At 46.4% G+C, this 26,626-nt stretch carries 19 protein-coding genes; 9 read left to right on the top strand and 10 right to left on the bottom strand.

From position 1 onward, the window contains the following. The first annotated feature begins 10 nt into the window (after positions 1 to 10). Positions 11 to 844, top strand: coding sequence for a hypothetical protein (locus R3D00_20255; GenBank protein ID MEZ4775529.1), 834 nt, complete (start codon positions 11 to 13; stop codon positions 842 to 844). Here R3D00_20255 and R3D00_20250 read toward each other — a convergent pair. The 3 genes from R3D00_20250 to R3D00_20240 form a co-directional block, all read right to left on the bottom strand. Then, complete coding sequence (locus R3D00_20250; protein ID MEZ4775528.1) at positions 837 to 3,704, bottom strand: PQQ-dependent sugar dehydrogenase; 2,868 nt, start codon at positions 3,702 to 3,704, stop codon at positions 837 to 839. The two genes, R3D00_20255 and R3D00_20250, sit on opposite strands and share 8 nt — an antisense overlap. Before the next feature lie 88 nt (positions 3,705 to 3,792). Further along, positions 3,793 to 6,789 (bottom strand): PQQ-dependent sugar dehydrogenase, encoded by a 2,997-nt coding sequence (locus tag R3D00_20245; protein ID MEZ4775527.1) that lies wholly within the window; start codon positions 6,787 to 6,789, stop codon positions 3,793 to 3,795. 223 nt (positions 6,790 to 7,012) lie between these two features. Beyond that, the gene (locus R3D00_20240; protein ID MEZ4775526.1) at positions 7,013 to 8,032 is read right to left on the bottom strand and encodes a radical SAM/SPASM domain-containing protein; all 1,020 of its coding nucleotides are present in this window, start codon (positions 8,030 to 8,032) and stop codon (positions 7,013 to 7,015) included. Positions 8,033 to 8,394: 362 nt separating this feature from the next. On the opposite strand from R3D00_20240, the gene R3D00_20235 reads away from it, so the two are divergent. After that, the gene (locus R3D00_20235; GenBank protein MEZ4775525.1) at positions 8,395 to 10,335 is read left to right on the top strand and encodes a T9SS type A sorting domain-containing protein; all 1,941 of its coding nucleotides are present in this window, start codon (positions 8,395 to 8,397) and stop codon (positions 10,333 to 10,335) included. A 52-nt stretch (positions 10,336 to 10,387) separates the two neighbouring features. After that, positions 10,388 to 12,658 carry a TonB-dependent receptor gene (locus R3D00_20230; GenBank protein MEZ4775524.1) on the top strand — a complete coding sequence of 757 codons (2,271 nt, stop codon included), beginning with the start codon at positions 10,388 to 10,390 and terminating at the stop codon, positions 12,656 to 12,658. Here R3D00_20230 and R3D00_20225 read toward each other — a convergent pair. The 3 genes from R3D00_20225 to R3D00_20215 form a co-directional block, all read right to left on the bottom strand. Beyond that, a complete protein-coding gene (locus R3D00_20225; GenBank protein MEZ4775523.1) occupies positions 12,655 to 13,584 on the bottom strand; it encodes a sugar kinase in 930 nt (309 codons plus the stop codon). The genes R3D00_20230 and R3D00_20225 overlap by 4 nt on opposite strands. A gap of 15 nt (positions 13,585 to 13,599) precedes the next feature. Further along, positions 13,600 to 14,610: an SPFH domain-containing protein gene (locus tag R3D00_20220; protein ID MEZ4775522.1), complete on the bottom strand. Its 1,011-nt coding sequence runs from the start codon at positions 14,608 to 14,610 to the stop codon at positions 13,600 to 13,602. A gap of 116 nt (positions 14,611 to 14,726) precedes the next feature. Continuing rightward, positions 14,727 to 15,443, bottom strand: a complete 717-nt coding sequence (locus R3D00_20215) for an NUDIX domain-containing protein (protein ID MEZ4775521.1) — start codon at positions 15,441 to 15,443, stop codon at positions 14,727 to 14,729. 89 nt (positions 15,444 to 15,532) lie between these two features. Between R3D00_20215 and nadE the strand changes: the two genes are divergently transcribed. From nadE to R3D00_20195, 4 genes are all read left to right on the top strand, one after another. Next, positions 15,533 to 17,455: an NAD(+) synthase gene (gene nadE, locus R3D00_20210; protein ID MEZ4775520.1), complete on the top strand. Its 1,923-nt coding sequence runs from the start codon at positions 15,533 to 15,535 to the stop codon at positions 17,453 to 17,455. Positions 17,456 to 17,583: 128 nt separating this feature from the next. Continuing rightward, the gene (locus R3D00_20205; GenBank protein MEZ4775519.1) at positions 17,584 to 18,870 is read left to right on the top strand and encodes a citrate synthase; all 1,287 of its coding nucleotides are present in this window, start codon (positions 17,584 to 17,586) and stop codon (positions 18,868 to 18,870) included. 142 nt (positions 18,871 to 19,012) lie between these two features. Continuing rightward, entirely contained in the window at positions 19,013 to 20,056 is a 1,044-nt protein-coding gene (locus R3D00_20200) for an acetyl-CoA carboxylase carboxyltransferase subunit alpha (protein ID MEZ4775518.1), read from the top strand. A gap of 127 nt (positions 20,057 to 20,183) precedes the next feature. After that, positions 20,184 to 20,693: a hypothetical protein gene (locus R3D00_20195; GenBank protein MEZ4775517.1), complete on the top strand. Its 510-nt coding sequence runs from the start codon at positions 20,184 to 20,186 to the stop codon at positions 20,691 to 20,693. Here the strand turns inward: R3D00_20195 and R3D00_20190 are convergent. Beyond that, a complete protein-coding gene (locus tag R3D00_20190; GenBank protein MEZ4775516.1) occupies positions 20,677 to 21,933 on the bottom strand; it encodes an MFS transporter in 1,257 nt (418 codons plus the stop codon). The two genes, R3D00_20195 and R3D00_20190, sit on opposite strands and share 17 nt — an antisense overlap. A gap of 95 nt (positions 21,934 to 22,028) precedes the next feature. Here R3D00_20190 and dapF point away from each other — a divergent pair, with 95 nt between their 5' ends. Beyond that, positions 22,029 to 22,826, top strand: coding sequence for a diaminopimelate epimerase (dapF, locus tag R3D00_20185; protein MEZ4775515.1), 798 nt, complete (start codon positions 22,029 to 22,031; stop codon positions 22,824 to 22,826). On the opposite strand, the gene R3D00_20180 is transcribed toward dapF, so the two are convergent. The 3 genes from R3D00_20180 to R3D00_20170 all read right to left on the bottom strand — a co-directional run bounded on the left by R3D00_20180 (position 22,823) and on the right by R3D00_20170 (position 25,600). Beyond that, a complete protein-coding gene (locus R3D00_20180; GenBank protein ID MEZ4775514.1) occupies positions 22,823 to 23,860 on the bottom strand; it encodes an alkane 1-monooxygenase in 1,038 nt (345 codons plus the stop codon). The genes dapF and R3D00_20180 overlap by 4 nt on opposite strands. A 69-nt stretch (positions 23,861 to 23,929) precedes the next feature. Next, a complete protein-coding gene (locus R3D00_20175; GenBank protein MEZ4775513.1) occupies positions 23,930 to 24,130 on the bottom strand; it encodes a hypothetical protein in 201 nt (66 codons plus the stop codon). A gap of 33 nt (positions 24,131 to 24,163) precedes the next feature. Further along, entirely contained in the window at positions 24,164 to 25,600 is a 1,437-nt protein-coding gene (locus tag R3D00_20170) for an NADP-dependent isocitrate dehydrogenase (protein ID MEZ4775512.1), read from the bottom strand. 93 nt (positions 25,601 to 25,693) lie between these two features. Here R3D00_20170 and R3D00_20165 point away from each other — a divergent pair, with 93 nt between their 5' ends. Then, positions 25,694 to 26,617, top strand: coding sequence for a LysR family transcriptional regulator (locus tag R3D00_20165; GenBank protein MEZ4775511.1), 924 nt, complete (start codon positions 25,694 to 25,696; stop codon positions 26,615 to 26,617). Positions 26,618 to 26,626 lie beyond the last annotated feature (9 nt).

Here is a 26,626-nt window from a genome sequence, read left to right as displayed (position 1 = left end):
ATCTGAAAAAATGTCTTCAAAAGTAGAAAATAATGCCGGGAAGTCTGATGATTTTTATATCGGCTACTTACCCAAAATGCCGGCTTCCTACCGTATGCCGCTGCTGGTTGTGGTCGTGTTGATTGCAATCTTTCTTGGCGGGGGTGCCTGGATATGGGTTTCTTCCCAAAAACAATTTCCCATCGCAAAATTTGAACTGGGCAAGAAGATCACGCTGAAAGGAATTGTATTTCAATCTCCTATACCAGCCATTCGGGTGGTGAGCGGGAGAGATTTCCTCGGAAACCAGGTATATCAAACCATCCCCCTGATCAACTTTGGCAAATTTGGCGCCTCAGGTTTGCTGATGGAATATGAACAGAAAATCGGACGGCCTCTTGACAAGGGAGAGTTGTCGCTGGAGGGAACCCTGATTTACCGCGATGGAAAAACGCTGTTTGAACTTACCAGCCGCAGTGAGGCGCTGAAAGGTTTTTCCGACGATCGGTCTGGGTATGATGCTAAATTGCAAATATTCTCAACCGTGGACCTGGGTGAGGCAGAGATGACAGGCGAAATTGTGGACCCAAAATGTTACTTCGGCGTAATGAAACCCGGAGAAGGAAAACCCCACAGGGCTTGTGCTTCGCTTTGTATTCGGGGAGGGATTCCGCCCGTATTTGTCACTACTGATGCGAATGGTGACCACAGCTATTTCCTGCTGTTGGGGGAGAATGGCGAAATGGTCAATGAAAAAATACTGGACTATGTAGCGGTCCCCTCCCATATCAAAGGAAAAGTATTTCAGGCCGGAGACTGGTATCTCTTGTATGCAAATCCTGAGACGGGAATTGATCCTATCTGATTATCAGTTTGAGGATTTGCGTATCAGTTTCTGTAGAAACTCTGACCAGGTAAAGACCAGCTGCCAGTCCTTGTGTTCGGAGATTCCATTCATTTTCACCGGCAGTTCCTGTTCGGGTTTTTTCTATCATCTTTTTCCCGCGAAGGTCAACGATTTCAAGGAAACACTGCGCACTTTCTTCCAGGTGGTAGGTAAGTACAATCTTCCCTTCTTCAACCGCCGGATTGGGATACATACGGAGGTTTAGCCCGGCGGAAAGGATGGGAACATTAATTTCTGTCTGGTTGGAATAGCTGCTATATCCGGTTTTATCTGTGCGTCTGACCCGATAGAAATTTTGTCCTGCCAGGGGCATACGATCGGTCGCCGCAAACGATGTGGCTGGATGACTTTTTTCAGGAGAAACAACCATGATTTCCCGAAAATACCTGCCGTCGGCTGATCTTTCGATGACGAATTCGCGGAGGTTTTCCGGTGAGGGATCATCCCAGGTGATTTGTACAGATTCTCCCTGCAATTCGCTCTGAATCTGAAAACTCACAATTTGCAACAATACATCGGGAAGCCCGCTTACCAGTTCGACCAGGGTAACGGGGGATACATTTCCCAATAAATCTTCTACCTGGTAAGAAAAATGGTCGGTGGAATCTGTACTGCCAAAATAATTGTAGCTGATCAGCCCGTTGGCCGGATTTACCACCACCGTGCCCTGTATTGGCGGCGTTACAATAGAGACAGTACCCGGGTCTATCGGTGCCGGACCTGCAATGTCATTGGCCAGCACATTTAATACGGTACTCATCGCCGGAGTAAAACCAAACAAATCTGTTTGCCCGATGGGGCCACCGCAATCCGGGTACAAGTCCTTGTGGATCGTGGCCGATAATCCTGCTGCATCAGTGACCGTCAGGGTAATTCTGTAAAAATACAATACCCCATCGCATCCGATCGGCTGAAGCCCGGTGGAGGAAACTTTGGCGGTGTCGTCTGGTTCCGGATGGCTATGGTCAGAATGGTGAAGTGACGTTTGCCAGGAATAAAACAGTTGGGAAGGGCCGTGTTCGGCATCGGTGACTACTGCATTCAGCGGAACCGTGGTCAGGCCTGACATGTCATAAGAAAAGACATTGTCCAGACTTGAAGAGACAATTACCGGCGGGGTATTATTGAGGGAAATGATCAGCGAATCTGTATGGGATTCACCATCATCATCTGTTACGGTAAGCTTTACCACATACTGCGCAGGGGCGGAAGTCGGGGGTGAAAAAATATGTTGGGGGCTGATGGACGTATTCAACGGAGAGCCATCATCAAAATCCCAGGAAAACAACAGGGGGTCATTGTCGGGGTCGGAGGAATTGCTCCCGTCAAATTGGACAGTCAGCGGACCCGGACCAAAATTGGTATCAGCCATTGCTACAGCTGTGGGGGGCAGATTTGCAGGTGCATATACAATTTTGCGTACCTCTTTAGCATAATAATCTACATAAAACATTCCGGGCTCGGTTGGACTGGCAGCCAGACAAGCCATGGAAGGTCCGTTATTAATAAAATCATAGACAGAGTCCGGCTCATTGTTTGCGTCAAGGCGAATGGCTTTTACCCAGCCATCGCTGAAATCCATATGATAATATACGTTGCGGTAGAGTGGAGGAAAATCCATGCCTTCATAAAAAATCCCTCCCATTGCGCAGGTACCCGCCGTCGCATTGCCATACGAAGGATTGGTGAGTCCCATCTCATAGACCGTTCCCCCGGCAGTAATATGAGAAAGCGGCGTACCATGCCGATATTCAAATGCAGGGAATTTGTGGTTTACGTAAGTAGAGAAGCCCGGGGGTAAGTCGGCGAGGTTGACAAAATTGGTGTCCACCCCTTCAAAAATCGGCCAGCCGGAGTTTTGGCCTGCGGCAGTAATGATATCGAGTTCCTCCCGGTCATTATGTCCTACATGGCCGATCATCAGTGTACCCGGATCCCCAAGTGCGGGGTTATGCTCACCTGTGCCGGGGAGATAGACCATGCGAAAAGGGTTGCGGAAGCCCATTGCCCAGATTCGGGATTGGGCAGCACGTGGTTTTGTCGGGTCAAAATAAGGATTGCTGGGAAGCCCGTCTCCCGTAGCAGGGTCGAGACGAAGGATTTTTCCATTGAGCACATAGGGATATTGTGCGCGGTATCTGCCAATGGCGGCATAAACAGAATCGACAATCCCATCAATAATGCCCTGTGCGGAGTAATCCAGTGATGGGGTAGAGCCGGAGTACGCATCGCCGACAGAGACCATGAGGGTTTTGTCAAGCATAAAAACGAGACTGCCCGCGCTGTGTGAAGGAGCGGTTACAGGGATCCCATCGGCAATATTTGTTCCCAAAAGGACAAACCTGCTGCCTGGAATCGTAGTTTTATATCCGTTGGCAGCGTTGGCTGTATAGCGGGTCAGGCGTGCAATAGTTGCGTTGTTGTATTCGTTGGCAGTGGCGCTGTATGAAGTGGTTCCATAATGCAGCAGATGGTGCCGGTCCACATTGTAAAGGAGATAATAATAGCCATTGGTCCAGAAGTCAGGATCAAGGGCAAAGCCGCTGAGCCCCAGGTCGTTGTGGTTGGCCACTTCTTCACTGATATCTATCAGGGGAGTTGGCAGTTTGACCCCATTTTCGACCACATATACGATGCCGGGTTTATCCCAGACATACATAAGTCCATTGGGGGCAAAGGCGATTCCTTCAGGCTTATTAAAGCCGGAGACGACCAGTTGGTCGGCAAATCCTGGCGGTTGAGCCAGGAGGATATGTAATCCCATCATCTCCGGGATGAGCATAAACATAAACAGCCGGACAAATGATATGACACGCATAGAATACAAAGATCTTGGTGAGGTAAATGTATTAAAAAAAAGCAGGACATTTATATCCTGCTTTTTAAAAATTTGTGCTTAAATCCTATTAACGAATGATGACTTTGGCTGTCTCTGACTGAAAGTAATTCGACAGCCTGATAAAATAAATGCCAGGGGTAAGGGTATCCGAAGATAACGGCAGCTCATTGAGCCCGCGGGTCGCGGAATAGTTGGTACTATAAATATGCCTTCCGTTCAAATCAAATATTTCGAGATAAACGGGACGGGTTTCCGCAGCTATAAAGTGTACTGAAAATTTGTCCCCATGCTGTACCGGATTTGGCGCTACCTGTAGTTTCATTCCCAGACCGCGGGGATCGATGTTTACTTCCATTACCGAGGAGAAACTCATATGTCCATTCAGGTCTGTCTGCCGCAGGCGATAGTAGGAGGTACCCGGCAGAGGATCTTCATCAGTAGATTTATAATAGGTCGGCTCCTGGGTAGTCCCTTTTCCATCGACCTCTTGAATTTGCCAGAAAACTTTACCGTCAGAAGACCGCTCGATGGTGAAAAAATCATTGTTGGTTTCACTGGATGTTACCCATTCCAAATCTACATGATCTCCTTTGGCAAACGCATTTACAGATAGATATTCAACAGGGAAACCATTTCCACCGGAGGACTCTTTCAGTGTTACCATGATTACTGCCGATGGGGTTCCGAAAACGTCATTCACCTTATAGCTAAACCAATCTTCTTTTTGTGGCCCTCCATTGTGGGTGTAGGTAATTTGACCTGTAAGCGGATTTACAGAAACCGTTCCCCACTCAGGCGGATCTACTACAGATACTGAGGTGGGATCAATGGCGTTGCCATTATTGGGTTGATCATTGCTCAGCACATCCAGAATGGTACTCTGTCCGGAGATGTAGTTGAGAAAATCGGAGAGGCCAACAGGTCCGCCACAATTCGGATATATATCCCGGATCAAATTGCTGGAAAGTCCTGCTGCATCTTTTACCGTCAGATAAATCCGGTAGAAGTACATGATGTCATCACATCCTACGGGAGAAAGAATCGTGGTGGTAGATGCTGCATGGTCATCGGCCTCCTGATGCTCATGGTTGAAATGCCGGAGAGAAGTTACCCATGTATAAGTGAGCTCTGAAGGGCCGTGTTCTGCATCTGTAACTACAGCATTTAACGGTACTACACTATTGCCCGACATGTCGAAATAATGGACATTGTCAAGGCTGGTAGATACAATTTGCGGTGGTGTATTGTTGAGCGAAATGGTAATGATCATTGAATCCTTTTCCAAATCGTCATCTATTACGGTCAAAACCACATCAAACTCTGCCGGAGCACTGGAAGGTGCTGTAAACGTATGGGTTGCGGTAATGCTATGAACTACTGGCGAACCGTCTTTGAAATCCCAGACGTAGTCCAAAGGATCATTATCCGGATCGCTGCTCGTACTGGCATCAAAATCGACAGTCAATGGGCTGACACCATAAATCTTATTGCTCGTTCCTCTGGCCGTAGGCGGAAGATTTGCCGGTTGGTAAGTGATTTTCCTGATCTCTTTTTCGTAAAAATCGATATAAAATATACCTGGCTCAGTGGGGCTCGCGGCAATTGCCGGAATACTTCCTGCGATTTTTATAAAAGGTGTGATTTGTATAGGATTAAACTCGTTGTCAAACTCAACATGTTTAATCCAGCCTTCACCGAAATCCGCTGCATAATACCCTCTCCACTCTGGTGGGAAATCTGCGCCTTCATAAAATAATCCGCCAATCGCTGCATTTCCACTAAATGCAGATCCGTAAGACGGATCAGAATTCATGCTGATGACGTTTCCATTTACCACCACCCGCGAGATATTGGTTCCGTGATGATAATCAAATACGGGTTTTGTATGTGTAAAAAGGTGATATTGAGAGGATGGAATCTGCTGACCCGGATTACATGGGTCAGGCCATGAACCCGTTGTGGAAAGGAGATCCGAAAATTTGTAGTAAGGCTGTGAACAACCCGATGGGGTAGGAGCTCCCATATTGTAAGGTTCGTTTGCAACGTATGGTGGCGCTTCTGTACTCCCTTCGAATAATGGCCATCCAAAATTTTGCCCGGGTCCTGAAATCACACTCGTTTCTTCCCAGGTTGAAAACCCAACGTCTCCGACTACAAAAATCCCGGGATCGCCGTCATTGGGGTTATGGCTGCCAGTTTCAGACTCTATAACCATGCGGAATGGGTTTCTTAATCCTAATGCCCAAACTCTTGATTGGGCAGAACGCGGGTGTGCTGCATCGTAAAAGGGGTTGCTCGCAACGCCGTCGCCGGTAGCCGGATCCACACGAAGTACCTTCCCATTGAGAGAACCGAGATATTGTGCCCGCCATGGGCCAATGACTTCATCGGCACCTATGATACCATCGACCAAAGCCTGCTGCTCATAGTTATTTGGGGCATTTTCATGAAAATACATATCCCCGCTACATACCATTAATGTTCCATCTGTGCCAAACACGAGGCTGCCTACGGAGTGCGTTGTGCCCAGCATCGGAATTCCATTGTGAACCGAATCTCCAATCAAAATGGTACGGCTGCCGGGTATGACACTGTTGAAGTTGTTTGAGGCATCTGCTGTATATCTGGTCAGTCGTGAAATGGTTGCCTGATTGTAGTCATTGGTATTTGGATTGTAGGCCGGAGTGCCAAATTTCATCAGGTGATGTCTGTCAACAGAATACAGGAGATAAATGTAGCCGTTTGACTGAAAATTGGGATCAAGGGCAAACCCGTTTAATCCGTGGTCGTTGTGGTTAGCTACTTCTTCCTGTATGTCAATCAGATAGTTGGGCAATTTATTCCCGTCTTGTATAATGCTGACAGTCCCTCTTTTTTCCCATATATACATCCGGCCCATATAGTCAAAGGTGATTCCTTCTGCTTTGTTAAAGCCGGAAGAAACCAATTGATCTGCAAAATCGGTGGGTTGGGCAATGCTATTACTTAACGATAGCGCACTTAACACAAATACAAGCAGGAAACGGATTTTCTTATCGAAAGCGGAATTTAATGAGCAGCTCATAGGATTATCTATTCACAAATTTTTTAAATACGACTCAATTCATACTTACAATTCAAATGTAAGATTTGGGCCGAATGTGAACAATGATCTAAAGAGGAAGCGTCAATACAGGGGTTTGGGCAGTAAAAAGTCGATGTTGAATGGTAACCCTTTTTTTTCGTGGATGTAAGATCTTATGGTTTTTTCGACAGAGAAATATTCCTGAATAGGAATTATCAGCATATTATGCAAAAATCTTCGTGCCTTCAGAGCAATTTCTGCACATGTCTATTTCCGCGCGCGAATGGAGCAACTGACTGCGAAAATGGTGATAAGCGGGACTCCGCCAAATGGACTCAAACGATGCTGTTTGCAGGCTTCCCATCTCATAATCCGCATCCTTGTCAAAACAACAGGGTAAAACCTTTCCATCCCAGGTAATCTCTGCGCCATGCCACAACTTCCAGCACTGGTTGTCCAGACGGTTTTTGAGGTGGTATTTTCCGTCATCTCCCTGCCGGTATCTGCTATATTTTGAGATTGTCGGAATCAGCTCACTTCCATTCTCATAATCGTAAATCTGCGCGGTTTTAAAAACCACAGCGTCAACCCCCAATTCTCTCCCCAGTATTTTTATGTCCTGTATCTGATGCTCGTTGGGCCGCACAACCAAAAACTGAATGACAATAAACGGATACAGGGTTCCTGCTTTTTTCCGGGCTTCTACAAGGTTTTTTACGCCTGCTTTTACCTTCTCCAGATTGCCTCCGACGCGATAAGACTGATAGGTTTCCTGGGTCGTTCCGTCTATAGAAATAATCACTTCTGAAAGCCCGCTTTCAAGGGTCATACGCGCTTTTTCTTCTGTCAGATAGTGTCCGTTGGTACTTGTAGCGCTATAAACACCTTTTTCGCGTGCGTAAGCTGCCATGTCCAGAAATTGTGGATTCAGATAGGGCTCCCCCTGAAAATAAAGCAGCAAAAAGACCAGATCTTTATGAAGCTGGTCAATAACGCTTCGGTGAAGTTCCATACCCAGCATACCCGTAGGACGGCTAAATGAGCGAAGCCCCGAAGGACATTCCGGACAGCGCAGATTGCAGGAGGTGGTCGGCTCAATCCCGATTTTTACGGGGTTGCCTCTATGGTGAGGTTGTTGTTTGTATTTTGAATAATGAAAGGACTGCCAGATCCTGCGGAAGTTGTTGACCTTCCGTGGCGTAAGGGTTTGTGTCAGCAAAAGCGCTTTCCGGTAGTGATTCAAAGGGTTGTTTTCCCCAAATATAGGACAAAGCTGCCAACTGATGGCACTCAGGAAAGAAAATCAGGGAAATGGCCGTAAACAATTAGCCCTTACGTACACCCAAACAACAGCTAGCCCCTAAAACGGAAGTAGTCCAGACTCAAGGCCCGGACTACACGAGATAGTGCGGTCTTTGACCCACTTCTCTATATCTAAGATATAACTTTTTTTTTAAATTTCCCTTGCTTCTCAACACAGTACCTCTGCGTGAAACTTCAACGCCACCGAAAATAGACCAGGTAAACATTCTGCGCACTTTTAAGTTGTTTTTAAGCTGTTTCATTGCATATTCGAAGGCCAAAGGAATGAGGGTAAATGCCTTTATGTTACATTCCTTTGAAAGTATTTACCTCAACCTTATCTTTGCGGCTATGTTGCGCATATTTCCCAGTTTATTACCGCTTGTAATTTTTTCTTGCTCATTTTCCCTCCAGGCTCAGATCTCCGGAGTGGTCAATCAATATACGGAAGTACTGACTGTTGACAATGTCAATAGCACGGTCACGGTTGCCGACCCCTCCGCTTTTGCCCTCAATGATCGTGTCCTGATCATTCAGATGAAAGGGGCGACCATCGACGAGTCTAATAATTTTACTTATGGCGATATCACAGATATCAATGGTGCCGGCTTATTTGAAATGGCTTCTGTGTGTGGGGTCAACGGCAATAAAATCGGCTTCCAATACGAGCTGGTCAATACCTACAGCACCGATTCCGACGCCCGTATCCAACTGGTAAAAGTTCCTCAATACACCAACCAGACGGTCAACGGAACCCTTACCGCCCAGGCCTGGAATGGCGCCACCGGCGGTGTACTTGCCATTGAACTCACCGGAACGCTTACCCTCGCTGCCAATATCGATGTCAGCAATCAGGGGTTTCGGGGAGGGACGCATTTGCGGGGAGATACTACGTGTATGATATTTCCCAACGACCCTGATTATTACTATCCATATGCAGGACCAGGAGGTGTTGACACCAAAGGCGGAATGAAAGGAGAAGGAATTGCTGAATACATAGTCGGAAAAGAATATGGAAAAGGCGCTCAGGCTAATGGCGGTGGCGGTGGCAATGATCACAACAATGGCGGTGGAGGGGGAACAAACTATGCTTTTGGCGGAGCCGGAGGGTATCGGAGTTCGGTATTTTGTTCCAGTTTTGATGTTGGCAGTAGCGGGGAAGGCCTGAGTTTTTATGGCTATGGGACAAGTGGCAACAACAATATCTTTATGGGCGGAGGTGGCGGTTGTGGCCACGACAATGACAATGATGGAAACAATGGCGGCAACGGTGGTGGCATTATTATCATCAAAGCCAATGATATTGAAGGGAATGGCTTCGCCATACGTGCAAACGGACAAAGTCCGGCAGCGGTGTTGGGTGATGGCGCCTCCGGCGGGGGGGGAGGTGGAACGATTCTTCTGAGTACCAATGGGTACGGGGCTTCGGCACTTACCATCCAGGCCAATGGGGGCAACGGTGGAAATTCAACATTGGGGAGCAATTGTCCCGGCCCCGGCGGCGGCGGTGGCGGTGGCGTGATCTGGGTAGCAACCGCTTATGGAGGTTTGGTATCTGCCAGTGTTACAGGAGGTGCCGCCGGTACAGCTACTGCCTGTGCCTCGAATCAGGGCGCTACAAGCGGCGCCGCCGGAGCTATTTTAGCTGCGGCTAACATCCCTGAAAATGTAGTCAATACCAGCCCTTGTGTGCTTTCCCCTGAAGTTGTACTCTCCGGCGAATGGACTTCCGAACAAAATATACAGCTTGCCTGGACAACCGAAGGGGTAAAAAATCGCACCAAAATCACGCTGGAACGCAGTGTGGATGGCGGTGATTTTGTAGAGATAGAGGACTGGTTTTTCGATGTGTTTCTGCCTGTTTCGTCCGCTAAGGACTATTTTCCCGAAGGATCTGCCGCTGTCTACCGGCTGCAACTTCGCGATCCCGCCGGCACCATCCGATACTCCAACCAGGTGGAAATCTTGCTGCCGGGTTTAAAATCTATACAGTTATCAGTATTTCCCAACCCACTGCCTGCTTCAACCATGCTCAAGCTAAAAGTCTATCTTCCCGAAAGTCAAAAAGTTGACCTGGTAGTGGTAGATATGCTTGGCAAGCCTGTGTATCAGCAAAGCGCTGAATTAGGTGCCGGAGTCTCCTGGATGCTGATAGATGCTACGCGATTTGCCGCAGGTAACTATGTAGTTAGGATCAATAGTATTTCCGGTTCTGCAGGACAAACCTTCTGGAAGGCTAACTGATAGTTTTTTTGCGCAGGATGGACGTTTTTGAATGATTATTCGTTTATACATCATGCATCTACGAATTACCACGCTTACCTTACTGCTTTTCCTTTTCACTTCTGTATCACTCACGGCACAAGTTCTGCAAGGATCAGTATTTGACCGGGCGACGGGTAAGCCGTTGAAAAATGTGGCTATATCTGTAGCTGGTCTGACCTCCAGCACCGTTACCAATCATAAAGGCCATTTCACATTTAAAGGACTGAAACCGGGTGTTTACTACTTTCGGATCACACACATAGGCTATGAAAATGTTGACTGTGAGGTGGTTATCAATGCCGATAGTGTACTTTCTCTGGGGGTCGCTTTGTACCCTTCCGTGCGCCAGCTGGATGAAGAAAAGGCTGTAACCCCCCAGCGGTTTGAGCGGGAAATTTTCATCTCTCCCGCATCGGTTTCGGTATATGGCCGCGAACAAATGCTTCAGGACGCACCTCGTTCGGTGCCTGAAGCTCTGGCTGGTTTGCCGGGTATATGGACACCACTGAATGCACCCGGTACCGCCGACCTTCGTATTCGCGGACTGTCTGGCAACCGTACGCTGATGATGGTGGATGGGATTCGTATCAATACGCCCTTATTATCAACCCGAATGAATCCCTGGCTCAACACAGTTGACCTCTATACGCTTGACAGGGTGGAAGTGATGCGGGGATCAGGTGGCGTTCAGTATGGCAGTGATGCGCTTACAGGCGTTACGCAGGTTTTTACCCGGACGCCCAAATTTTCTGACACAGGGCTAAAAGTTCATGGCAATACCTTCCTCAAAATGGCCAGCCGCGATATGGAAAAATCGCTACGGGGGGAGATGGAAATCAGTGGTTCGCATGTAGCCGTCAGCGGTGGTTATACGAAGCGAATGTTTGGCAATATTTTTCCTGGAAATACGCAATCCGCGCTCGATCCTTCGGGCTACGGGGAAACAGCCGCCAATGTAAAAGCCCTGATAAAACTATCCCGCCACCATTTGCTTACGTTTTCGTGGCAGTCTATGGATCAGCAGGATATACCCGATTATGCACGCATAGCCTCGGGAGATTTTCAGAATTACCGGCATGATCCCCGGTCGCGTCAGCTTGCTTATGGCCGATTGGTCTCTTATTACGACAGTAAATGGTTCCGTCAGGTGAAGATTACGGGCTCATACCAACGGGCTTTTGATCAGGTAACTTCACTGAAAGAGAAAAGCAGTCTGGAAATAACTCATACAGAACAAGTGGATACCTGGGGCGGTGCCGTGGAAGTGCTTTCCAGCCCCAATCCTTATTGGCGATTTGTCTCCGGCGTAGAATATTATTCGGATGACGTTTATACTCAAGCTACAGGCAGAGAGGTTTCTACCGGAAATATCCATGGCTTGCCTTCAACGTTTGAGGATGGGGCAGCTGCCGCGGGACTGAGTGTGTATAGTCTGCATACATTGGATGTATTGAAGCTCAGGCTTTCTTTTGGAGGCAGGGCAAATCTCTCAGCGCTAAACTTTGAAAACTCCGAATTCGGTAAACAGGAGGTAATGCCTTCGGCTTTGGTCGGCAATATATCGGCAATGTATCCGATTCATCCCAATGTTCATCTGACTTCTTCTTTTAATACGGGATTTCGAACCCCCAACCTGCATGATTTTCAGACTATCGGTGTTTCCGATCTTGGGATTGAAGTGCCCAATGACAGTATTAACCCTGAAAAATCATTCACGTCGGAAGTGGGACTTAAAGCCCGGACAAAATTTTTCTCTGGCTCTGTCGTCTTTTACCGTACCCAGCTTACTGACCAGATTGATTTAGTCAGAAGCTCTTATCAGGGCTCGGGTGAATATGAAAACCAGCCTGTTTACCGCAAGGTAAATCTTTCTCAATCGTATGTACAGGGCGTTGAAGCAGAAGTCGAAGTGCCGGTTTCCCGCTCGGTTGCTTTGTTTGGCAGCCTCTCTTATACAAATGGACAAAATCTTACCTTCAATGAGCCCATGACCGCTATACCGCCATTAAATAGCCGTCTTGGGCTTCGGTTTAGGTCCAAATCAGGTGTCTGGAGCAAAATGGAATGGTTGCATGCCAGCATTCAGGACAGACTTTCATCTGAAGATCTGATGAATGATTTTTCGCCAGATGGTGGAACACCCGGATGGAATGTCGTCAACCTTCACGTGGGGTATGATTTTAATTGGGGATATGCGACGGTGGGTATCCGCAATTTACTGGACGAGGCATATTTTTTACATGGTTCTTCTCTGGCTTCGAATGGCCGGATGCTGCTTCTCTCGTTGCAACTGGGATTTTAATCAGTCGTTTTTACCAGGCAAGCCTGCCGGTCTGATATCCCGATCTGTGTGATTGCACCGGAGTCAAACCTGAGAAAGTCGGATTCTATTCCATCGCTGAAAATCACTCCCTGATGTGGCATGCGTGATTCTATTTCCAGCATTTCTCCACTGGCAATTTTTCCAGCTGTGAGCGAAATGGCTGAATGTCTGCTCAGAAAGGGTTCTCTTACCACAAATATCAATTCCCGGGTATTCCAGGGCAGGGCAGGGGATTGGATGGGTTGTGATCCGGAAATCATGTGTGAAACACTCTGCGCCATGTTAAACACAGAACTTAGCCATCCGGTTGAACCAGCACCTGTAGAAACGATAATGCCACTCGATGACTGGATTTCTGTCTGGCCCCGAAACCGGAGTTCGTACCGGGCAGAGCGGTGAGTGGCCGGGCCAATAAACAAATCATTGAACGCAAGCAGAGACTGACCGTCTTTAAGCCGGGCTTCTGCCATGGTTACATAACTGGCGGAGAAATCATTATCCAAAACTTGTGTGAGGCCTGTTAGAAAATTACCAGGAGTAAACGGCAGGAGTACCCCGTCGTATCTGAGAGGATCCGGATTAATGCCAATAATCGGCTGCGTATCCACGTATTTTGCTGCGTTGGCTACCAGGCCATCCTGGCCTAAAATCAGGATGACCTGATTGGACGCGAAGATAAAAGAAGGTAAATATTCGCGAAGAATCCGCTTGTATCTGAGCCGGTTGCCAAGGGTGCGGATTACCTGATCGAGAGATTGATAAAATGCCTGGTGTTCCTCCTCATAGGTGTAGAAATTTCCGCCTGATCGCTCAATATAAAATTTTGCCTGGGCTTTGGAGTTAAACCTTTCGATGAGTTGTTCGAGCCGGGTTTTGTCGTGGATGACGATGGCCTGATCTATCATAATTTGTGGGAATACCTATTTGGATTTAATGATCGATTGGAGGAGGTCGGGCGAAATGTTGAATGTGCCGATTTTGTCAGCGTTGGCAGCTATTTCGCGGAAAGCCATGGCAATCTGACTCCCTGCTTCCATTTTCCCGCTATGAATAGCCATAAGCGTGCGCCAGTCCAGTTCCCGGTAAGGGTTCAGCAAAGCCCGGAGGGCGTATTCCTGGGTGTCGGCGGCTTCCTTTTCGTTGGTGGCTTTAAGATTGGTGAGTTCGCGGCGCTGTTTTTCTAAGGAGATTTCAGCCTGCATTTTCATCTCCCGGATTTTCCGTTCGTTTTCCTGAGCGACCGTAGCCGTTTCCATTCGTTTTTCAGAAATCTGTTTTTGTTTTTCTTCCATAGCGATTTCTGTGTTGAGCTCACTTTCTTTGATTCTTCGTTCCTGTTCTACGGCAAAATTGCGCCTTTCAAATACCGCCTGATCGGCTTCCTGTTGGAGCGCTTCGCGGGTTTCTGCTTCAAGGGCACGGGCCATTTCGGGGGTAGCGCGCACGGCGAGGACATGCACACCGAGAATTTCGACACCGAGCATCATGACAGCCTTCGATTCACTGAGACCCGTGATTATATGCTCTTCAATGGCTTTCAGACTGCGGAGAGATTCCCGAAGGCTGAGGCTGTGTACAAAAGCTGCGGTAGCGGTGTGCGCCTCGTTTACAAGGCGCTGAACGAGTTTTTCGTGATCATCGGTCTGGTAGACCCGCTTTTCATCTACCGTGAAGTCCAGCATCTGCGATAGTTGATGTGGGTCCGCAACTTTATAGGTAAGTTGTCCCTGAATCGTGATTGTCTGAAAATCGCGGGTGGTTTCTGTAAAGATAAACGGAAGGTCATTGCTGCCGGCAGGAATCGCGGCGATTGACGACTGAGGCGCAAAATACAGGAAGGTGAGACCCCGGCCTTCGCGGCGGATTTTGCCATTTTGGAAATGGATCACATAATCCATAGAGTCGAAGCGTATGTACTTAAATCCCAGCATAGTTTTGGTATAAAAGTTATTTGTGTGATTTATACACAAATAGATACGGAGTAAAAAAATCTGGGTTTCAGTTTTAGTGTAAAAAATACACAAATTAAAAAATAATGAAAAAATGCTCAGGATTTTCCCGGAGATTGCGGGAAAAGCACTTCAAAAATACCCTGTGCTTTTTTTTCTGCGTATTGGGTGAGATTAAATCGATAGAGGCGGGCGGGGCGACCGGAGCCTGCCTGTTTGCGTCGTTCGTTGACTTCTTCGATCAGGCCAAGGCTTTTGAGCTTTTTCTTGAAATTTGCGCGATCAATATTTCGTTTGTCGCCCAGAATGGTTTCATAGAGGCGTAATAGTTCTGCAAAGGTGAATTTTTCCTCCAGCAGATTAAAGCCAATGGGTTCATAGGTAACTTTACTTCGGACTCTTTCTATGGCCGTTTCCAGAATATTTTTGTGGTCGAATGCGAGTTCCGGAAGTTTTTGTACATCAAACCAGCGCACATCCGAGGCATCCGAGCTCGCCGAAATCTGGAAAGCCTCCGGCCTGACAAGGGCAAAATATGCGACAGAAACTACTCTTCTCCGCAGGTCTCTGCCCGGATTGCCAAAAGTATAAAGCTGCTCCAGGTACCGCATTTCTATTCCTGTTTCTTCCTTCAGTTCGCGCTGGACAGCGGCTTCCAGCGATTCGTCATCACGCACAAATCCTCCCGGCAACGCCCACATCCCCTGATGTGGATCAAACCTGCGCTCGACAAGCAGAACCGACAACCCCTCGCCAGGGTGATAGCCAAAAACAACGGCATCCACCGCCAGTAATATGTTCTGTATCTCTGTCAATCCTTGTAAAGTTTGCCTAAAGATAATAAAAATCGGTCGGGTTTCGGCAATCGCAAAAAGATTTGAGTATATTTGACACAAAAAAATCCATGAAATATATTCATCTCGCCGGTGCAAGCCTTAACCAAACGCCGCTGGATTTTTCAGGCAATCTTTCTCATATCCGCGATGCGATCCGGGAAGCCCGTTCGCTGGGGGTAAAAATTCTTTGTCTTCCCGAATTAGCCATCAGCGGATACGGCTGTGAAGACACTTTTTTTAGTCATTATCTGACTCACAACTGCCTGAAAAGCCTGATGGATATCATTCCCGAATGCGAGGATATATTGGTTACAGTAGGGCTTCCGATGGAATACGAAAATTGCCTTTACAATGTGGTGGCGGTGATTTTTAATAAACAATTGCTCGGTTTTGTCGCCAAGCAGGAGCTCGCCGGAGACGGAATCTATTACGAACCCCGCTGGTTTAAGCCGTGGAAAGAAGAATCGGTCGTCTGGTATCGATGGGGAGAAGACGAATATCCGTTTGGCGATTTGATCTTCGAAGTGGACGGCGTACGGATAGGATTGGAAATCTGTGAAGATGCCTGGAATGGGATCCGTCCGGCCCAACGCCATTACAAAAATAATGTGAACCTGATTCTCAATCCGAGCGCGTCTAATTTTGCTTTTGGCAAAAGTCTGGTTCGCAAGGGATTGGTCACCGAAGCTTCCCGCTCTTATGCCTGTACCTATGTGTACAGCAACCTTGTCGGCAACGATGCTGGGCGGATCATTTTTGACGGGGAGATCATGATTGCCCAGGGAGGAGAATTGCTCGCCCGCAATCAGCGTTTTTCTTTCCGGGACTATCAGATACTGAGTGCTGTGGTGGATGTGGATAAAATGAGTATCACACGGAAAAAATCGTTTAGCTTTCAGCCTGATTTTCCCGACAACCTGATTGTAGCTGAAGGTAGTTTACCCGAAACTGCCCCACAGGATATACCGCTCCAACTTTTCCCTTTTGAAAGCCGGGAGGAAGAATTTTATCTGGCAGAGACACTGGGGCTGTTTGACTATATGAGAAAAAGTTACAGCCGTGGGTTTGTGTTGTCGTTGAGTGGGGGCGCTGACTCATCGACCTGCGCGGTATTATGTGCAAAGGCGCTGGAAAGAGCAGAATCAGAGCTGGGGCGGGAGATGTTTTTGAATAAGATTGGCTATGCCCGACTGGACGACGACAAGTCTGTGATTTCTCAAATGCTGACCTGCGTATATCAGGGGACCCAAAACAGCGGGGCAGAAACCCTTCAAAGTGCGAGAGAGCTGGCACTGGGGCTGGGCGCAACTTTTCACAACTGGAATGTAGAACCATTGCACCGCCAATATATCGGCCTTGCCGAATCGGCGATTGGAAGACCCCTGACATGGGAAAAAGATGATATTACCCTTCAAAATATTCAGGCGAGGCTCCGTTCGCCCGGAATTTGGATGCTGGCCAATATCAACAGAGCACTGCTTATCACGACCAGTAACCGGAGTGAGGCAGCCGTAGGATATGCAACGATGGATGGCGATACTTCAGGCGGATTATCACCACTGGGAGGCATAGATAAAGACAGCCTGCTCGAATGGCTTCGCTGGGCCGAAGATCAATTGAAAATACCGCAACTGCATTATGTAAATCACCTGCAGCCTACGGCAGAACTGAGGCCTTCCACATATTCTCAGACCGATGAAACGGACTTGATGCCATACCCCATTCTTGACGATATTGAAAAATGTGCAATCCGCGATTATAAGTCTCCGGTAGAAGTTTTCAGGACGCTGAGAGGGAGCTATCCAGATGAAATATTAAAGGGATATATCCGCAAATTTTTCAGGCTCTGGTCCATCAATCAATGGAAAAGAGAGCGTTATGCCCCATCTTTTCACCTCGACGACGAGAACCTGGATCCCAAGACATGGTGCCGGTTTCCTATCCTAAACGGAGGCTATGGAGAGGGTTTGGCAGAACTCGATGCCTTTTGAAAACAATTTCGCAAAGGCATTTGTTAGAGCACCTATAAAACCTTATTACCAAATTTTTAATTTCTTCAGAGAATACTTACTTTCGTCATTTTCATATAGTAGCTATTATTCCTCAAATAAATTATAATATGTCCTTAACCATAAAATCAGATGAGACGGTAGAATTAAAGATTGACGGGCAAAATTTTGCATTACCAGTATTGACGGGAATATACGATGAGAAAGCAATTGATATTTCCAAACTGAGAGATCTTACTGGTTATATTACGCTCGATTCAGGCTTTAAGAATACAGGTTCTACAACCAGCACTATTACATTTATTGATGGTGAAAAAGGTATACTTGAGCATTGCGGGTATCCCATAGATCAGCTTGCCGGTGCCGCTTCTTTTCTGGAGGTTGCTTATTTATTACATTTCGGAGAACTGCCCAACAAGCAGCAGCTTGCTGATTTTGAAGCTAATGTCATGGCCTATATCCAGCCCCCCGAAGGCATTAAGGCTATCTTGACCGCTTTGCCAGATGACACCCATCCAATGGGCATGCTCAGCGTAGTATTGACCTCACTGTCTGGTTTTTATACAGAATCTGAAGACTCCTGGAAAGACGAAAAGGTTCGCTGGCGTACGATTTACCGCTTGTTGGGGCATATGCCGGCAATCTCAGCCTATATTTATCGCCGCAAGCAGGGGCTTCCCTATATTGATCCTAAGCCTTCACTGGGATACGTTTCCAACTTCCTTTATATGATGAATGGTAAGGAAAATGAAGGAATAGCAGAAGCCCTGGATACTTTGCTCGTATTGCACGCAGATCATGAGCAAAATTGCTCGACTTCTACCGTGCGTTTTGTAGGCTCTTCCGGTACCAATCTTTTTGCAGCAGTAAGCGCCGGCAATAATGCGCTTTGGGGACCGCTTCACGGGGGTGCCAATCAGGCAGTACTCGAAATGCTGGAGGCAATCAATAATGATGGCGGAGATACGGACCGGTATCTGAATAAAGCGAAAGATAAAAATGATCCCTTCCGTCTGATGGGATTTGGACACAGGGTGTATAAAAACTACGATCCAAGGGCAAAGGTTATCAAAAAATATGCAGACAAAATTCTTGACGAGCTGGATATTGAGGACCCAATCCTTGATATAGCCAAAGGTCTTGAAAAAGCTGCATTGGCAGATCCCTATTTTGCCGATCGCAAGCTTTTCCCTAATGTGGATTTCTACTCAGGCATTATTTACCGGGCGATGGGTATCCCTGTAGATATGTTTACTGTAATGTTTGCTCTGGGTCGTATGCCGGGATGGATCACACAATGGAAAGAAATGCGCGAGCATGGTGAGCCCATTGGTCGCCCGAGACAGATCTATACAGGTTATGCCAAAAGAGATTATGTATCAATAGAAAACCGATAGACTGGTTTACTCAAAAAATTTGACTATTTTTGCAGGGGTTAGCAATGATTGCCAACCCCTTTTATTTTTTAGATGAATGATAAAGGACTTTCTTAGAATGAAAGTTTTTTTGTAACTTCAACTTAAGAAAACAGGTAACGATATGACGCCGAATAATATCTTTGATTTCGAAAAGCCGATTGTTGAGTTGGAAAACAGGCTGGGGGAGATGAAGAAGGTCGCGGAGGAGAATGGTGTGGAGATGGATGCTGCATCGGCCGATCTGGAACGAAAAATACACGATCTTAAGGTGAATATATATAACAATCTGAGCCGCTGGCAAAGAGTTCAGATCTCCAGACACCCCGAAAGACCGTATGCCTTAGACTATATCACACATATTTCTGAAGAGTTCATCGAACTGTTTGGCGACCGAACCTTCCGCGATGATAAAGCAATGGTCGGCGGACTCGGGAAGATCGACGGACATCCGGTTATGTTTATTGGCCAACAAAAGGGCCGCACCACCAAAGAACGTCAATACAGAAATTTTGGGATGCCTAATCCCGAAGGATACCGTAAGGCGCTGCGCCTGATGAAGCTCGCTGAAAAATTTGGTATCCCTGTTGTCGCGCTGATTGACACCCCGGGTGCATACCCCGGACTGGAGGCCGAAGAAAGAGGGCAGGGGGAAGCCATCGCGCGAAACCTTCTGGAAATGGCAATGCTTAAAACACCTATTATTTGTATCGTTATCGGTGAAGGTGCATCTGGCGGTGCGTTGGGAATTGGCGTTGGTGACCGTGTCTATATGATGGAAAATACCTGGTACTCCGTCATTAGCCCGGAATCCTGTTCCAGCATTCTATGGCGCAGTTGGGAAAACAAGGAGCAGGCGGCTGAAGCCCTTAGGCTTACCGCAGCAGATAATCTCGAATTGCATATCATCGACGGGATTATCAAAGAGCCTCTTGGCGGCGCTCATAAAGATACTGCCAAAGCCTTTGAAGCAGTGAAAAAGCAGATTCTTTCAGACATCGCTACGCTGGGGCAGGCCGACATTCCTTCGCTGGTAGCTGCACGGATTGATAAATTTACCCACATGGGGGTTTATCAGGATGCAGAAGAGACGGAAGGTATGTCTGAAGCTCTCAGCAGCGTCCTTATGGGACTGGGAAAGATCGTTGAAACAGATACAGCAACCTGATTTTATACGTAAATTTCCCTTTTTCGCATATTTCGTGTTGCGGATTGAGAATTAATTTGTCTACCGCTTTAGTATTTCCTCTACATGTATTATTTTTGGTTGTGCTTTTTTAGAAGCCCGGAAAATCATGACCAAATACCACCTCTCCAATAAGTATCTATTGACGTTCTTCCTGATCCTTTCCCTTGGATGTGGAGAGATCCGTCCTGTATGGAAAGGTGAAGTTAAGCTGGCTAATTACGAGCTGTTTTACTCTGAACCCTGCGAGTTTAATGTTGTTGTCCCTCCCGTTCAAGATTCCATTAATGGTATGCTTGAACTGGTGATAACCTATTATGTGGGGATTACCCGCAACAATCTTCCGCTGTTTATTGTACTCGAAGACCAGCAACACAATGTGAGAGAATTTACGACTAATGTCATTCTCAAAGAAGAAGGTGAATGGCTGGGAATGCCGGAGGAAAATGAAATTGACTATACACTTACCCATATTGCTATTCCTGAATTAGAACTCAGGGCTGGCAATTATACCCTTCGCCTCTATGCCAATGACGATAGTGAGGAAAAAGTGTATGGAGTCGTAAATATTGAAGCCCGGATTTTCGAAGTCGAACCGGAACCTATGCAGGGATTGTAGCAGGATTTTTTTTCTGGAATACGAAAACATACACCAGGCCCCCACACAAAGTAAAAGCCGCTGCCGCCAGTATTGGAAAATTTCCATTCAACGTATTCAGATATCCGGCAATTACAGGTGGTATCATCTGACCCAGCGATTGTACCGATTGATTAATACCCAAAATCTCTCCCTGCTGTCGTGCGGTAGCCTGCTCTGAAATCACAGTTGTGAGGTTAGGTGCGGTAATTCCCTGAAAAGATGCCGTAAAAGGCGTAATGACAAACAGCCACCATGCCTGGTCCGGGATCAATATCGTCGCGAGTGCTATCCCAAGAAAAAATGGTGTAAAGTTCAGAATTTGCCGGGAAGAAAATTTCTTGCTCAACTTCCTGACCGTAAATCCCTGGGTAAATGCCAGCCAAATACCTACCCAACCAAAAACAAGCCCGATGTTTTTTTCTGTAAAACCAAATTTGTCAATCAGCAGGACAGAGAAAAACTGGGTGAAAAATGAAAAGCCCAGAGAAAGCAACAATACAACTGTAAAGATCACCCGTAAACGTGGTGAAGTCATGGATGTCGCGATATTTTTAAAGCCTTTTGCCAAGCTGATTTCACTTTCCTGCTTCTCCTTTAATGTTTCCTTAAAACGAAAGTGAACCAGCAGGGTATTGATGATAGTGAGGGCTGCCGTAAACCAGAAGGGGGTTTCGTGATCAAACCAACTAACCACAGTACTATCTGCCAAAATCCCACCAATAGCTGGTCCCAGAATAAAACCAATACCAAAAGCCATACCCACCAGCCCAAAATTTTGTGTTTTGGATTTTGCATCGCTCACATCCGCAATGGCAGAAAGTAAAATCGAAATATTCCCCCCCATAAAACCCGGCAACATCCTGCTGGCAAATAACAACCAGATATTCTGGGTCATGATCGCTACGGCAAACAGCAGATAGCCAACGGCTGTGCCTATCAAAGAAATAGAAAGCAACGGTTTTCTGCCATGTCTGTCTGACAATGCCCCCAATACCGGCGCGCCAAAAAACTGCATAAAAGGATATGCGGCAATGAGAAACCCGTACAGGATGGATCTCATTTCATGGGAAAAATCCGAAGAAAAAAATTGACTGCTTTCATCAAAAAATAAAGCGGGTATTACCGGAATGATAATTCCTACTCCCAGCATGTCTATAAAAACTGTCAGGAAAATAGAAAGAATCGATCCGCGGTCAGGTTTGTTTGCGACTTCAGTCATAAAAAGTAATTTTGACGCGCAAAGATACCTGCTACGGCTTTATTTTCCGATGTATTCCTCAAATAAAAGTATCTTTGTTTTTGTAAATAATGCGCATGAATCTTCCATTCTATAAGTATCAGGGTACGGGCAATGATTTTGTTATGGCAGACAACCGTGAGGGCAAATTCACGGATGTTTTTACCCAGAAGCAGATTGCTTTTTTGTGTAACCGTAGGTTTGGCATTGGCGCTGACGGGTTTATTCTCTTAAGCCCTTCATCATCCTACGACTTTCGCATGGTGTACTTCAACAGCGACGGTCGTGAAAGCACGATGTGTGGCAACGGTGGCCGTTGTTTGGTAGCTTTTGCCCATGATTTAGGTATTCGCCGGGAAGTATATCGATTTGACGCGGTGGATGGTGTACATCACGCTACCATCGGAAATGGAATTGTAAGCCTGGAAATGATTCAGCCTCAGGGTTTTCAACAGCTTGCAGAAACAACCTTCTGGCTGAATACCGGTTCTCCGCATTATGTACATTTTTCGCAAAAGCCTGTGGCCGGGATTGATGTGTTTGGCGAAGGTCGCACCATTCGCTATAGCGAAAGGTTTACAGACATCGGGGGTACCAATGTGAATTTTGTAAATGTCGTGGACGCAGGTCACCTGAAGGTAAGAACCTATGAACGAGGGGTGGAGGATGAAACGCTGAGTTGTGGTACAGGAGTCACGGCCTGTGCTTATGCACATTTAACTACCCACAACCAGGGATCGGCTATTTCCAAAGTAGCGGTTGAAACTCCCGGCGGAAATCTGGCAGTAGAAGTCAAAAATATAGGAACAGCCGAAGAACAGGTTTTTCTTCAGGGGCCGGCAACTTTTGTATTTGAAGGCGAAATCAATATTTAAGCCTCTATTTTATGGAGTTGTCGGTGCATGATCCGAAACCATACAGGCGGAATTAAAGTCAGTATCATCATACCCGGATAGCCTTGGGGCAGTTGTGGACTTTCCTCAAAATGCCTGAGCACCTGATACTTGCGGCTTGCCAGAAAATGATGGTCTGAGTGGCGCGTAAGTTCATACAATAAGATACGGCCCACCGTACGGTTGGTATTCCACGAATGCCTGGGCAAAACTCTTTCATATACGCCTGCACTGACCTCCTTCCGCATCAATCCGTAATGTTCGAGGTAATTGACGGTTTCTAACTCGATGATGCCGACCAACGCTGCACCAAGGAAAGCAAACATCGCTGGCAGCCCGAATATCAGGCCAATCATTCCCACAAAAACCAGCTCGATCAACTGAAACCATATCATCTGGTTGTCAAAGGATACAAAAGGCTTACCGAGTTTTAGCAGCCTTTGTTTTTCCAGTTTCCATGCAGAAAGATAACCGCCACTGATAGACCGAAACCAGAATGCGTAAACGGTTTCACCCTTTCGTGCAGTAGCGGGGTCTAAAGGGGTGGCTACATATTTGTGGTGACCGCGGTTGTGTTCGATAAAAAAATGCATATACAGCGAAGTCAGCAGAAGAGCCTGCGCCATGCGTTGCTCTGATTTTTTTGCCCGGTGCCCCAGCTCATGCGCGACATTGATACCGAGAGAGCCACAGGCCATTCCCATACTCAAAATCATGCCTGCCATCTCCCATGGGGTGAGGGTTTCTGTGCGGAACACAAACAGAAAATAACCCAATAATCCGTACTGGATGGGCAGATTGAGGTACAGCAATAAATCAAATAACCTGCGATTTTTGTTTTGTTCTTCTATTTCTGGTGGCAGGTTCTCCTCCGTGCCGGAGATAAACTGCTCCAGCAACGGTACGACTCCAAATAGTACCGCAATCGCAAGGAAAACCCAGTTTCCGCGAAGATAAAGGGAGAGGAAAATTACCCCGGGTACGAGATATGCGAGAAGATATTTGAGATCTTTCATGTTCTAAGATAATCAGGGAAATCAAAAATCTCAATACCCGGGGTTTTATTTATTGAAAGCTACATGGGCTTACTTCATCTTTTGTTGACTATTCACCATCGTTTTTATCTCCATACTTCGCAATGCCAGACAAAGCGCGATGATAGAAAAGCCTAATATTCCGCTGTTTATGATACTCTTCGGATCGGTGATGGAGAGATAAATTCCCGCTGAGAGGAATACGAGACAGGCAGGAATAATGGCAGATTTGATGGCTTGGAGAATTTTCATACAATGGAAATTGGAGGTTGATTATGTCAATAACTATTGCCCCTGAGCTACAGAAAATGCAGACTTGCCATTAAACTCATAAAGATTTTCAGTTTTAATGGTGTCAATATTGTAGTCAATGGATTTGTTGAGCAGGTCGATAATATGCTTTTTGGAAATCTTTTTTCCCTCTGTTGCCTGGAATCGGCAGCGCCAGTGGTCTGTACAAAAGGTTTCTTCAAAGCCATGAGGCCAAACCATAATGCCTCGGTTGGTAATCATCGAAAGCTGGATATCCTCAGCATTCAGCTTCAGCAGTTCACTCGCGAGGTGATTGGGGTTGGTTACGGTTGATTGTACAAAGAGATCGATACCGACCAGCTCTTTTTGTGCAGAGGGTTTCCGCTGATATTTAGGCAGGTTAATCGCAACTTCTTTCTCATAGGAAGCCGCTTTCAAATGAACGGGTTTTTGTCCCAGGTTTGCAATGACTGCATCTGCAAATTCCCGTGTTCCTACCTTCTTTTTGCTGGTATCTTCCTGATAGATATCGGCAGTGTGAATTCCGTCTTCAATGGTTTTTAGCCATGCATTTTGTACTTTCTCTGCAATTTCTGTTTGGCCGATATGGCTGAGCATCAAGACAGCTCCCTGGAGCAGCCCTGAAGGGTTGGCAACATTTTGCCCTGCGATGGTAGGCGCAGAACCGTGAATTGCCTCAAACATGGCACATTCCTGCCCGATGTTGGCTGAGCCAGCCAACCCGACTGAGCCGGTGATCTGAGCCGCTATGTCAGAGAGTACATCGCCATAGAGATTTGGCATCACGATGACGTCAAACACTTCGGGGGTAGCAGCCAGTTTTGCAGCTCCGATATCAATGATCCAGTGTTCGTTTTCAATCTCTGGATATTCGGGAGCGATTTCGTCAAATACTTTGTGAAACAAACCATCGGTCTGCTTCATGATATTGTCTTTGGTGAAGCAGGTTACTTTTTTGCGTCCATACTGTCGGGCATATTCAAAGGCATACCGTACGATTTTTTCACAACCAGGGCGACTGATGAGTTTCAGACACTGAACCACTTCGTCGGTTTGCTGATGTTCGATTCCTGCATACAGGTCTTCTTCGTTTTCCCGTACAATGACTACATCCATTACCGGGTGTTTGGTTTTGATAAAAGGATGAAAGCTTACGCACGGGCGGATATTGGCATAAAGTCCGAGAAATTTACGTGTGCTTACATTCAGGCTTTTATATCCACCGCCCTGGGGAGTGGTAATAGGCGCTTTCAGAAATATTTTGTTTTTGCGGATAATGTCCCAGGAAGATTTTGCGATGCCTGAGTTGTTGCCAGAGAGGTAAACTTTCTCCCCCACTTCAATTTCATCTATTTCAATTTGTGCTCCAGCTGCCAGAATGATTTTTAGCGTGGCATCCATAATCTCAGGGCCGATTCCATCTCCTTTTGCTACTGTTATTCTTTTCATAATTAAATGATGATTGATTTATTGGGACAAAATTCAGTAAAAGGATTCATATAATTTTATTTATATTTGTAATGATTTATATAAAAATAATTTATGAACTATACTTTGCATCAGTTACAGGTATTCCTGAGAATAGCACAGACAAAAAGCGTTACGAAAGCTGCTGAGAGTTTGCATTTGACACAGCCTGCAGTTTCGATCCAGCTAAAAAATTTTCAGGATCAGTTTGATATCCCCTTGACGGAAGTCGTAGGGCGGAAGCTCTTTGTTACTGATTTTGGATTGGAAATCGCTATTGCTGCAGAGAAAATTTTGAATGAAGTAGCGGAGATAGATGTAAAGACCAGTGCGTATAAGGGGCAACTTGCGGGGAAACTGAAGTTGTCCATTGTTTCCACCGGTAAATATGTGATGCCTTATTTTTTGTCTGATTTCATGAAGTTGCATTCCGGTGTAACTCTCCAGATGGATGTTACCAATAAGGCGAAGGTGGTGGAAAGTCTGGAAAATAATGAAGTGGATTTTTCGCTGGTTTCTGTTTTACCTGAAAATTTGAAGATCCAGAATGTTGAGTTGATGCAGAATAAGCTGTTTCTGATCGGCAATACGGAGCGGGATTTTCATGGGAAGATCTACAATAATCAGATTTTCGAGCAATTGCCGTTGATTTACCGGGAAGAGGGCTCCGGTACACGGCGTACGATGGAAAACTATATTCGCCAAAATCAGCTTCCTGTCACTAAAAATATGGAACTCACCTCCAATGAGGCGGTAAAACAGGCCGTACTCGCCGGTTTGGGTTATTCTATTATGCCATTGATCGGTATCAAAAATGAATTGAACAATGGGGATTTGCAGATCATTTCTGTGAAAGGGTTTCCTATAAAATCGACGTGGAACCTGATCTGGTTGAAAGACAAAAACTTCTCTCCGGTTGCCAGGTATTTTCTGGAATATATTCAGGCGGAAAAAGACACGGTCATCCAGGAAAAATTTGCCTGGTATGAACATTATTAAACCGAACGG

It is taken from the genome of Bacteroidia bacterium (genome assembly GCA_041391665.1).
In the GTDB taxonomy this organism is placed as follows: domain Bacteria; phylum Bacteroidota; class Bacteroidia; order J057; family J057; genus JAGQVA01.
Note: the sequence above shows the minus strand (reverse complement) of the source record. Positions and strands in the feature narration are given on the sequence as shown.